General features: G+C 37.3%; 11 protein-coding genes. 6 read left to right on the top strand and 5 right to left on the bottom strand.

Annotation, left to right across the window (positions count from 1 at the left end):
* Positions 1-411: 411 nt before the first annotated feature.
* The gene (locus F6K54_RS29745; RefSeq protein ID WP_293085885.1) at positions 412-1,428 is read right to left on the bottom strand and encodes a phosphoribulokinase; all 1,017 of its coding nucleotides are present in this window, start codon (positions 1,426-1,428) and stop codon (positions 412-414) included.
* A gap of 2,272 nt (positions 1,429-3,700) precedes the next feature.
* Here F6K54_RS29745 and petH point away from each other — a divergent pair.
* From petH to F6K54_RS29730, 4 genes are all read left to right on the top strand, one after another.
* Positions 3,701-4,894, top strand: a complete 1,194-nt coding sequence (gene petH / locus F6K54_RS29740; protein ID WP_293085883.1) for a ferredoxin--NADP reductase — start codon at positions 3,701-3,703, stop codon at positions 4,892-4,894.
* Between the two features lie 428 nt (positions 4,895-5,322).
* Positions 5,323-5,523, top strand: coding sequence for a hypothetical protein (locus F6K54_RS29735; RefSeq protein WP_293085880.1), 201 nt, complete (start codon positions 5,323-5,325; stop codon positions 5,521-5,523).
* 3 nt (positions 5,524-5,526) lie between these two features.
* A complete protein-coding gene (locus tag F6K54_RS43255; RefSeq protein WP_366558270.1) occupies positions 5,527-5,730 on the top strand; it encodes a zinc ribbon domain-containing protein in 204 nt (67 codons plus the stop codon).
* Between the two features lie 145 nt (positions 5,731-5,875).
* Positions 5,876-6,394, top strand: a complete 519-nt coding sequence (locus F6K54_RS29730; RefSeq protein ID WP_293085878.1) for a hypothetical protein — start codon at positions 5,876-5,878, stop codon at positions 6,392-6,394.
* A gap of 197 nt (positions 6,395-6,591) precedes the next feature.
* Here F6K54_RS29730 and F6K54_RS29725 read toward each other — a convergent pair whose 3' ends face one another.
* From F6K54_RS29725 to F6K54_RS29715, 3 genes are all read right to left on the bottom strand, one after another.
* Complete coding sequence (locus F6K54_RS29725; protein WP_293085876.1) at positions 6,592-7,269, bottom strand: isoprenylcysteine carboxylmethyltransferase family protein; 678 nt, start codon at positions 7,267-7,269, stop codon at positions 6,592-6,594.
* A 112-nt stretch (positions 7,270-7,381) separates the two neighbouring features.
* On the bottom strand, positions 7,382-7,603 hold the full coding sequence (locus F6K54_RS29720) for a hypothetical protein (RefSeq protein WP_293085873.1): 222 nt from the start codon (positions 7,601-7,603) through the stop codon (positions 7,382-7,384).
* On the bottom strand, positions 7,554-7,685 hold the full coding sequence (locus tag F6K54_RS29715) for a hypothetical protein (RefSeq protein WP_293085870.1): 132 nt from the start codon (positions 7,683-7,685) through the stop codon (positions 7,554-7,556). The genes F6K54_RS29720 and F6K54_RS29715 overlap by 50 nt, the downstream gene beginning before the upstream one ends.
* 209 nt (positions 7,686-7,894) lie before the next feature.
* Here F6K54_RS29715 and F6K54_RS29710 point away from each other — a divergent pair, with 209 nt between their 5' ends.
* Both F6K54_RS29710 and F6K54_RS29705 read left to right on the top strand, forming a co-directional pair.
* The gene (locus F6K54_RS29710; protein ID WP_293085868.1) at positions 7,895-8,365 is read left to right on the top strand and encodes an NfeD family protein; all 471 of its coding nucleotides are present in this window, start codon (positions 7,895-7,897) and stop codon (positions 8,363-8,365) included.
* Positions 8,366-8,806: 441 nt separating this feature from the next.
* The gene (locus tag F6K54_RS29705) at positions 8,807-9,394 is read left to right on the top strand and encodes a paraslipin (protein WP_293085866.1); all 588 of its coding nucleotides are present in this window, start codon (positions 8,807-8,809) and stop codon (positions 9,392-9,394) included.
* A 750-nt stretch (positions 9,395-10,144) separates the two neighbouring features.
* On the opposite strand, the gene F6K54_RS29700 is transcribed toward F6K54_RS29705, so the two are convergent.
* Positions 10,145-11,545, bottom strand: coding sequence for a serine/threonine-protein kinase (locus F6K54_RS29700; RefSeq protein ID WP_293085863.1), 1,401 nt, complete (start codon positions 11,543-11,545; stop codon positions 10,145-10,147).
* Between the last annotated feature and the right edge of the window lie 273 nt (positions 11,546-11,818).

The raw sequence follows: 11,818 nt of genomic DNA, 5'->3' as shown, positions 1-11,818 counted from the left end.
AGAAGTTGGCCACCTTGTAGGCCACAGATATATAGTTGTAAAGAGGTTAGGTATGCACCCTTCCATTCCTTACGGGCTATACGTTTAAAGCCGTTGGACTTAAACTTTTTAGCTCAACGAATCGCACATCCCATTGCTTCTGTATCAATAGCAATACTATCAGCTTGTAAATAATTAGATAGGATAGTTGCGTTCAAATCGCGATCGCATACTTGAAAATCAGTCATTGTTTTATCTGAATTAGATTTGCAAACTTAGTTATTATACAGTCTGGGAGTCGGAAGTCGGTTCCTAGTAACTAAACACCTTCTTCCTTCTTACTTCTTCCCTCTTAAAACAAAAAAAAACGCGAAGTGAAATTAACCACTCGCGTCGATTTTTAGATAGTAAATTTTCTTTTGAATATTGATGTTATGAAACTGCTGCTGCTACCTTTTCATCAGGGGAAACTTTAGCAGTCAAACGCTCGTAAGTTGAACGCATTTTCAAACCTACTAAAACTTGGAAAAGTCCACTACCATTATTGGAACCTGGATAGTCTTGGTGTTCCCTCATCATGTGAGTCATCTCACCATAGTATTTAGTGGAAGTATTGCTGAGATGTCCTTCAACATAAATCATTTCTTCCAGGTTATCAAAGTTACCATCTACTTCTAAGACAGAAACTTCATTGCCGAAATAGGCATCTGGGCCATAGAACATTTTAATTCCAGGATAGGAACAAGTAAGCTTACGTCCACAAGGAATCCAGTTAATAGTCGATCCTTCATCAAACAGATATACTGGTTCAAAGTCTTCTACACCTTCACGTTGGATCAAGCGTACTCGTAATACCTTATGTTCTTTGTCATCAGGAATAAGTTTAGTGGGTAAGATTTGGATTACTACATCCGCGTGACCTTTTTGTGGGTCAATATAGGCATCAAAATCTGGACGACGGGCATTGATAGAAGCAAGTACATCTTCATAACGATGGCCTCTTTCTGCCATGTCGCGCTTGATTTTCCAAGCAATTTTTACTTCATCACTAATGTCTAAATAGACACTAAAGTCAAGTAGTGATCGTACACGCTCATCAAAGAGAGGATGAAGACCCTCAATTACTATAATATGATTGGGATGAATTTTTTCCGGTGGGTCAATCATGCCAGTTTCGTGGTTATAAATTGGCTTATCAATAGACTGACCTTCCTTTAGAGCTTTAATCTGCTCATACATCAAGTCAAAATTATTGGCCCTTGGGTCAAGAGCGGTAATTCCTGTTTCTTTACGTTGCTTACGATCTAAACTATGGTAGTCGTCCAGGCAGATAACTGTAACAAAATCTTCTCCAAATACATCTGTTACACGACGCAAAAAAGTAGATTTTCCGCATCCAGAGTCTCCTGCAACTCCAATTAATACTACTCTATCTGGTTTTTTCACAATAATTTCCCTCTAACACAAAACAAAGTTGAATGACATATCCCATATTTTTGTGACGTTCTCTCCCGCTAAATCTCGCGAGATTTAGCTGGAGCTTCTCCTCCTCACGGATGGAACTTCCTGCTTCCCTGGCTGACTAATGTCTATGCCTCCACAGGCAGCAACGATGAGGCCCACCGCTGTCTTGTAATAAAAGTTCTGTACTCACCCGGCTTCCTTCAAGATTTTACCTCAAATACGGAATTACAAGGACTTCACCAGTTGAACCCCATATCTTGAGTTGTCTAGGTTCAGCCGTCAGGTGCGTATTACCGCTACTCCTAACAGGCCATAGCTAAACACGCTTAAGCTGCCTTGTCAACTAAAGAACGCTACTAATTTTTTTGCAGGTTGCGCCCTGCCCTACTGTTAACCCTAACGGGTATAACGGGAGATCCAGAGCGACATTTAGTTGGGTGAGTCTCAGCTTCTCGGTGAGTCCAGGAGAAATTCCTGAGCATTTCCTGAGCCGTGTTGATTTTTGTAATACTCCATTCAAACTTATCTATCAAAATTTAATCATAAACTTACCCGTTTTCCTGGCCAAATCCTCTTAATAAGGATAGACTTGAGGTTTTCTGGTGGTTTCAGCTAAATCAATAGACAAGTCTAATTAACTTGGTGTCCACATAAAACAACTTCACTTGAAAATATTGCTTCGCTACACAGTGAAAAGCTAAAATCACTCACTGTCTTTGGACTCTTGGACAGACTTTGAAGCTATTGACTTTAAGTCTTTATTACTAACTTTTTTGACTTCTCTCTCGGTTAAAACACGAGAGATTCTAAGCGGATGTTCCGAATCGGGTTAAAACCACGATTCTCCAACTTTAACACTTAACTGTCACCGACAATTAGTCAGTGGTGGTAGTCAAAAACCACCTAGACGCTCTCACATACTGATGATTAATACCATATGCTTTGCGCTTACTTTTGATGATTAATCCTTTCTGAGTGGTTTTACTCAAGGATCGAGCTATAAATCCCTATCTTTGCTGCCTGCTTGTCTGTTGCCCTGGTCTTGGTAGGGACTTATGTCCTACTTGTTTCCTGACCACAGGAATTTCACCCCTACTAGCAAAGGTTCATCGGGACAAACCTTGTTCTTACTCCCATGAACATATTATCTCTTATGTTGGGATACAGGAGATTAAAATCTCCAACTTGTTTTCATCCATCGGCTGAAGCCTGATGGCTTTCAACTACTAAATTCAAGGTAAAACATCATATCAGAATGGGATCTTCCCTACAAGGATCAAAGAAAATAAAAGCTTAATTAACAGCTTTCTTAGGTATTTATACTATATAAATTATCTTCATTTACCTTTATCAGGAGTCAAATTCTCAGTTAAATATTAAGCACAAATACTTACTGAATCCTTGACTCCTATTAACCACTATAACTTTCTGCTTACTTTTGACTTCTTATTTTTGACTTTTGACGTGTATTTTGTGTTACGTTTTGTCGTGCGGAATGTAGGATTTAATCCTCACCGTCACTGGCAGTGCCAATGGAGTTGGTGGGTTGAGAATCTCCATAGAAAGCATTCTCGGTTTTACTGACTACTGACTATTTACTACTGACTACTGACTATTAACTTGAGATAGCAATGTGCCCTGGCATATTTACAAATTGCAGGAGGTGTCCAATAGCTCAAAGTCTTATATTATCGGCAATTTATTCTCCCTATTGCCTGTTGTTTGTTGCCTGCGCGCAGCGCTATAGTTAGCTACAGAACCTCAAAGAAATTAAGACCACTCTGCATTTTATCTAAAATGTTGGCAGAAGACCCACACAATAATCTCTGATTTGGTGTCGTATGGGAGTGCCAACCAATGCTATAATAACACTTCTGAAAAGTGTATTTGTACCAGAATCAAAGACTGGTCAATAATGACAATTCAAACAACACTTAGTCATAGTGTAAAAAACAATACAGAATACTATACTGCCTCTTTTTATTGAAGCTTGAGAAGCTGCATTAGAGTAAACAACTGAAAAAAATATTAGTTTTACTCATCTTATTGTAGTTCTACTTTTAGGTTACTTCCTAAGCATAGAATTAATTAGGGAATAAACAAGATGTCATAAGGAAAACAAGATTTTCAGCACTAAACCGCTGAAATATGGAGTTAAAACCTACTGGCCATTACATTAGAGTATCTTAAAAAACACTTAAATAAAAAGGCTTATCATCTCTTGGCAATATACTTTATCTAAATGGAGAAATCAATAATGACAACTCAAACTGCATTAGGTGTAAAAACCAATACAGAATACGGTAGTCGTATTTTTGTATACGAAGTAGAAGGTTTAGGTCGGGGTAAAATTACTGACAAAACAAATAACCCCATCCGTCGCAGTGGAACTGTTTATATCACTGTACCTTATGCCCGCATGAACCAAGAAATGCAAAGGATTACACAGATGGGAGGCAAAATTATCAGCATTAAAGCTGTGAGTGAAGACTCTCAAATTAACAGTCAAACAACTAAAACAGGAGAAACAACTAAAGCCATGACTCAAGCCAAACCTAAGTCACATAAGGATGTTCCGGTAAACACCTATCGTCCCAAAAATCCATTCATCGGCAAATGTCTTTCCAGCACTGAATTAGTGCGTGAAGGTGGTGAAGGTACTGTTCGTCACTTAGTATTTGACCTTTCTGGTAGCGACTTGCACTATTTAGAAGGTCAAAGTATTGGTATTATTCCACCGGGAACAGATGATAAGGGTAAACCTCACAAGTTAAGGCTTTACTCCATTGCTTCTACTCGTCACGGTGATAATCTTGACGATCAAACAGTGTCTCTGTGTGTACGCCGTCTAGAATACAATCACCCAGAAACAGGCGAAAGAATCTATGGTGTATGTTCTTCTTACCTATGTGGTATGGAAGAAGGTGCAGACGTGGCCATTACTGGGCCAGTAGGTAAGGAAATGTTGTTGCCTGATGATGAAGACGCAACTATTATTATGATCGCAACAGGTACGGGAATTGCTCCTTTCCGTGCTTTCATCTGGCGGATGTTTAAGGAAAGAGAACAAAACCCTGATTATCAGTTTAAAGGTTTGGCCTGGTTATTCTTTGGTTGTGCTTACACTCCCAATATTCTCTACAAAGAAGAACTTGAGGAGCTACAGCGTCAGTTCCCTGATAATTTCCGCGTAACTTATGCTATTAGTCGCGAACAAAAGAATAAAGATGGCGGCAAGATGTATATTCAGCACAGAATTCAAGAACACGCTGATGAGTTGTGGGAGCATATTCAAAAGCCCAATACTCACACCTACATTTGCGGTCTCAAAGGTATGGAGGGTGGCATTGATGAAGGAATGTCTGCTGTGACTGGTAAGTTTGATGTTGAGTGGGGTGATTATCAGAAGAGCTTGAAAAAAGAACACCGCTGGCACGTTGAAACTTACTAATATGATATAATAGGTAACTATTAATCACTGCATTTCATAGAATTTAGGGAGAGGTACATTTAATACCCCTCCTTTTTTAGTTGAATGGACATCTCCAAAAATCAAAAATAAAATCAATTATCGTACAGCAATTATCAGTTCTTTCCCTCTATACCCTATACCCTATACCCTATTCCCTCTTTTCTGGATATGCCTCATGGACAAAAAAATAGTGCAGAATGGCGGAAATAACTGACCAGTTACAAAATCCTAAAAGCCTTACCAATCAATACTTCTGAGTTATAACTTCTGAGTTATGACTTCCGCGTAGCTGCAATAGGCTCCTGATTAATTGTTTGTGATCAACAAATTCTGCTAATATCAAGTGGGTTGAGTTCACTCATAAATTGAGACAGGGGGCAAAAATTGCCTAGATATTCTCCCAGTATTTGGGTTGGTGCCACATCTCTCAAATGTTCAGTGATGTCAGCGCGATCTTCCTAGAAGACCTACAAATAGTAAATTTAGTCCGATGTTGCAAAGCCAAATTAGGTGATAATGGTCAATCATTACCCAAAGGCCAATCAGCAAAGTCAGGATTGAATAAGTCTTTGCAAGATGCAGCTACTATAAATTTCTTGATGTTTTAGAGTATGTTGCCTGGAAACTTGGCCAAAAAATTATCACGCGTAGACCCAAAAGGCACATCTCAACATTGTTGGGAATGTCTGAATAAAGTCTCAAAAAGCTTGTCAGAGCGCTGGCATTCTTGCCGTATATGTGGCCAAGAACTAGATAGGGACTATAATTCACCCACCCCTCTAGCTCCCCTCCCGGGAGGGGATGGGGGTGGGTAGGATTGTTATCAACACAGGGGGAGGACATCACCTCTGTTAAAACTGCGGTCAGGTTTTCTCTGGCTGAAGAATCCCGCGTGGCTCGCGAATATAGCAACGTCGGGAGTATGTCAATTAATCCAGAATCATAATTTAGGAGAACAAAATGAACTTTGGTAATCTTGCTAAAATTGTCGCTGGTGTTGCTGGTGTTGCTGCTACTGGCTATGGTGTAAAAAAAGCTGTAGATTATTTCCAGAACCGCGATCAAGAAGAACCCGATCCAGAAGCAACTGAAGACGCAGAAGTAGAGCTAGAAGCTGATGATATTGCTTTTGCAACTGTGGAACCTGAGTCAGTACAACCTTTCCTCGACGCTAGTTTTGGTGCTCCAGGTCGTTACGTTCCCACTCGTCCACCTAAAGTATTTGAATATCAAGACCAACAATACATGGTAATATGGTCTTACGATAACGAGAAAGAAAAAAATCAATTGATGGGTTTCCAATACACTGATGCAGGTAGGCAAATGGTTGCTAGTGTAGGATATACTGCTGATGGTACTGACTATAATGTTAACTTAGACGGTACAAATTTAGCGGTTGAAGTGAATGGGGAACAAATTACATCTGGTCAAGGTGAAACTGATGGTGCAGATGAAGTTGATTTAGTTCCAGTCGGATAACTTGATTTAGAAATTGCAGCATATTTCAGGTAAATGAGGTACACACAAGAATGGTAAAGTGAATGCAAGTGCGGGCATTTTGCCCGCGACAGATTTACCTTACTAATATGAAATATGCTGTAAGTGGTAGTGATGCATAATTGATATTGATATTTTCCCGACGCTGCTCTACAAGACAGCGCGGGATTTTCGGTGCATCACTGATAGGAATTTTCTGTTGCCTCTTTAACTTTTTTGGCTTCTGAAGAAAGAGAGTTGTTGCCAAATAGTTGAGGAATAATTAACCCAGAATTAGCTTGATATTCTGCAAATTCTGGATAGCGAGATAGAGATTTATCTTTTTTCAGCATATTAGGGATAAATATTGCGGAGACAAATGCTGCTAGTATTAAATAAGGTAGCCAATGTTGGGCTAACATTGCAAAAGCAAGATAGATAAATACTTCTCCTAAATAGTTAGTATTTCGGCAGCGAGCAAAGAATCCTTCTGTAATTAATCCTGGCTTATATTTGAGGGTATAATATTTTTGAGCATCGCTAGTGTAGTGGAAGAAAATGCCAAAAATATTTAGAGAAATTGCAGCAGCTACTAAAGGTATTGGAGGTTCAGTTCCACTACTAATCAAAATGTAGGGAGCTACCCAATATAAAGACAGTAAGGCAAAAGTGACAATGCTTAACGGTATAGGAACTTCTTGTTCCCATTGCTTATCTGGATAAATACGGTCTTTCAGTAACCATAAAATTCCATAAGTACCATGTAGGGATAGATATACCCACGGACCTAAGCTAAAGTTTTGGTAGGCTACCATTAGCGCCAAGACAAATATAAAAGTGGTAGCTTTATGCAAATTGATTGGATGTTTTACTTTCATAATTTAGTTTTACTATCAAAAAAATATTTTTATTATAGAACCCATTTGGTTTCTCTAAAAAATTAGGCTATACTGCTGAGGCAATGCTCCATGAACGCCAATCTCTTGAGTATTATATCATGTTCGGATAATCAGTTATAAAAACCTTATCTCTTTGAACCAATATTCCCTTCAGTATAGCTGCCTTCAGCATAACTGCCTTCCTTCCACCAAAGTATAAGTATTCAAGCGGACATGATATGATATCAAATCCGTTTAATCCGGTATAAAAAAATGTTCCATCTTCAACCATTACCAAATATTTCTCCATCTCCCCATCTCCCCATCTCCCCATCTCCCCATCTCCCCATCTCCCCATCTCCCCATCTCCCCATCTCCCCATCTCCCCATCTAATTACATCGATACTACCGGACATGATATGAGCTATTTTCTAGCTAAATATGAAACGTCTTTGTATTATCTCTAGCATTTTTTTTTTGTAAAGCTGTTTATAAAAAGTTTCATAGTGGGTAATATAAAAAAAACAAATAAGCTTGACTGGAGGTGAAAGTGCTTCTCCTTTCTTTGCCATGCTCAATACTAGCAAATATAGCAAATTATCCTATTAAAATTACTCCTCCCGGGATGTGGTTAATTATAGGAATAGTCTTAAGCAGTATTGAATTATTGCTTCCTCAAAAAATTCAGAGAAAATTCAAACTTATACCTATAATATTAGGATGTTCTGCTATTTTAGAAGCCTTAATATTGTGTGGAGGAAGTTCCCTGTTTAGGTTTGATTGGCGAATGGTAATGTATGATGAATTTGAATGGCAAATATTCTATTGGATGGGATTATCTCTAGCTGGTGTTATTTGGGTTCGTCCAACTTTTACTCATTGGAAAAACAACTTTTCTATCCCACAAACTGTCGAGGCTAAAACTTTAACAGAAATTTTGCCTGGTGAAACTGGAAGAGTCATTTATGAAGGCAACTATTGGCAGGCTTGCTGTCAAGATAAAGAGTTAAAAGTTGAGGCAAAACAAAGAGTTTTTATCTTAGGTAGGGAAGGTAATACGTTAATAATTACTCCCGAATCTTTTTTCGATTCATAGCATACTTTGAGGAAATGAAGCAAGATTATTAACGAAGTCATAAGTTGCTTTTTTAACGGGGATTTAAAGCTAGCTCCAAAAACATTTTACCTTGATTTTTCTGATTTTAAACCCAATTTTTTTGCTCAAAAAAAATATAGTTTGTATTTTTTTAATATAGCGTTTATCAAGTTACTGAGGTAAAATTTTGTTTTTTACTTGGTATTCTTACCAAACCTAAATTATAACTTCCTACTCTCTAAAAATAATGAATTTTGTACTTTACCAGCATGGGAATTGCTATATTGATTATTCATTTAAGCCTCTTCATAAGAGCTGATAGCTGACATCTAATAGCTGAATGCTTACGATTATTGATAAAAGTAAAAGCTCGATCCTAAATTATTTCGGACAAAACCTTCTAATTTTGTTTGATTTTAAACTTCCTTCAGGAGAATTATTATGTACACACAATTAATCGCTTTATTGGCTTTTGCAACTCTGGGGCTGTCATCTCTGGTTAGCAGTGTTAAAATTGTGCGTCAAGGTGACCAAGCTTTAGTAGAATTTCTCGGGAAATATGAAGGCAAAAAGTTAGATGCAGGTCTCACATTTCTCACACCATTTATTGAATATATTGCCTGTAAAAAGACTCTAAAAGAACAAATTTTTGAGATGCCACCTAGTCAATGTACTACTAGCGATCGAGTTAGTATTACTGTAGATTTTGTGGTCTATTGGAAGTTTCTAGATTTAGAAAAAGCTTACTATAAAGTCCAAGACCTCAAAGCAGCAATGTTAAACTTATTATTAATTTCTATTCGTTCACAAATGGCAACAATGGAAGTAGATGAAATCTTTACTGCTAGGGTAAAAATTAATGAAGCTTTAGTGCAAGAATTAGATGTAGCCACAGAACCTTGGGGTATTAAAATAACCAGGGCAGAATTGCGCGATTTTAGCATAGATAATCAAATCAACTATGAAGCTTTAGGTAAAGGTTCAAAAATAAAAAAAATCTCAACGAAAGATACTAAATTGGTTTTATAGCAATCCTATTTTATTCGTGTCAAAAATCTTACTGCTTTTTAGGGAACAGGGAACAGGGAACAGGTAAGAGTTTCAGTTTTTTTATTTACTTTTTGATGACCTGCAACCTATTTAGGATTGCTATATAGGGTTTGCTGAATAAATCTCAAATAATTACCAGATAAAGGTTTTAGCCTTTTTAGGTCTGAAATACCTTGGTTTTTAGCTCTTCACGCTCAAAAAGGAGCGCATTAAGGAGCGCATAGTTGGGCAAAAAAAATTATTCCCCTACTCCCCTACTCCCCTACTCCCCTACTCCCCCGCTCCCCTACTCCTTAAAAAAGACTTTTTCAGCAAGCCCTATATAGAGGTGTAAGCATTCAGCCATTAGTCAGCCTCCTATGGTTGTAACTGCGTTAACAGCTATTGCTTTTATACCAATACCAAATTCAAAAAAGGTAGTTACATCTTAATTTGTGATTTATTCCTAAAAGAAAAAATCATAAATTCCATAAATTCTAAATTTTTCACTTTTTTCCTCTTTAATATTTATGTTTTTCTTTGCCTGTTACCTGTTGCCTGTTGCCTGTTTCCTGTTTCGTCACTGTAACAATATTTTATGAAATTGGTATTAGTTTAGGATAAAAGCTTTTCTGTTCCCTGTTCCCTGTTCCCTGTTCCCTATTCCCTAAAAGCGGTAAGATTTTTATACACAAATAAAATAGGATTGCTATAGCTGTTTGCGCAGCAGTCCGCAGGAAATGCTTACTTCTAACCAGCAATAAAAGCAGCAATAACAAACAAAAATAAAATGCCTAAAATTCCAATAATTATGATGCTTGAAATTAACAATAAAGAAATAATTGACCACATTCTCTGATGCTTTTTAAATTCAGCAATACTTTTCCATTTTCGACTTTTCCATGCCCATTCATTACCTTTATATCCTAATATTATTCCTGTCATTAACCATCCCATGCCAAAGGTGACTGCACTGAGGTCTATCCAAGCAACTAATCCCACCCATACACGATTAGTTAAACACCAGAAACCAGGTAAGAAAAATGCACCCCAATTCCAATCAATAATTTCTGCTGGTACATCATTAGAAGCGTGAATAATATTTCTTGATTTTGGGGTAGAAACTATGGCTGTTTTTCTCTCTGTTTCTCGATCGCTTTGCTGAGTTTTACTGATTTTAGTTGATGCAATATTTTCCGGTTTGGGAGGTTGTAACTGTGCTAATATCTCTTCTGCTGACTGGAAGCGATCGCCAGGAATAGGAGCTAACATTCTATTTAAAATACCTTCAAGATTAGGGCTTAATTTTAATTCTTGATTCCATTGCCACTGCATTGTTTTTACATTAATTAACTCAAAGGGAAGTTTACCAGTCATTAATACTAAACAAGTCACTCCTAAAGCATACAAATCGCTATGTGGAGCAACAATTCCTAACCGCATTTGTTCATCAGGGGCATAACCAAATTTACCTAATTTAGTGCCAGGAGGAACAACATTTTCAGAACTATCAGCTTTGTGAGAAACTTCAGCAGCAATTTGTTTTACTCCACCCAAATCAATTAAAATTGGCAACCCATCTTCTGCCCGACAAATAATATTATCAGGAGCAATATCTCGGTGAATAATTCCTTTATCATGGAGATAATTTAAAACTGGTAAAATTTGACGAAGAAAGTCAATTATTTCAACTTCGCTAAAAAAAATTCCTTGTCGCCGACATTGATCTAATAAAGATTCATAAGTTTGTCCTTCGATAAAATCTTGCACTAAAAACAAACATTTATTTTCTTGAATAAATTCCCAAAAACGCGGAATTTGAGGATGGTTAATTTGATGCAATATCATTGCTTCTCGGTGAAAAAGTTCCTCCGCTTTTTGCACAAATTCAGTGCCTTTATTTCCTGGTGTTAATTGTTTTAAAACTACTGCTTGTTTAAATCTACCTGTGTCTTCTGCTAAGTAAGTTTTACCGAATCCACCTTGTCCTATTTGGCGAATAATTATGTAGCGATCGCGTAATTTTATGCCTGGTTTTAATTCCGTAGATGCTGTTTGAGAGGGCATTATTTCCTCTAGAGGAGCACCACAATTAGAGCAAAAACGGGAGGTAATAGTATTATTATGTCCACAGTTTGTACAAGTAGTCATATTTGTTAACTCGAAGGAATAAGGAGCAGGGCAAAAGGAAGAAGGTTAACTAATAATCCCAATATTAATTTTCTGCTTGGCCAACATTGAAGTACAAGCATAGTTTATGAGATATTGGCATTCCTTGGCATGGCAATAGTTCAATAATTAATAATTAATAATTAATAATTAACAATTACCTCTCCTTTAAAACGGATAGGATTGACTCAAAGGAAAAATTTTCCTTTCATCCCCTTAAAAGAGGAGGCTTTAAACCACAATTTTTCGGTAATA

The sequence above is a fragment of the Okeania sp. SIO3B5 genome (assembly GCF_010692555.1).
Taxonomy (GTDB): domain Bacteria; phylum Cyanobacteriota; class Cyanobacteriia; order Cyanobacteriales; family Microcoleaceae; genus Okeania.
The sequence above is the reverse complement of the archived record's forward strand: the minus strand, read 5'-3'. Positions and strand labels throughout refer to the sequence as shown.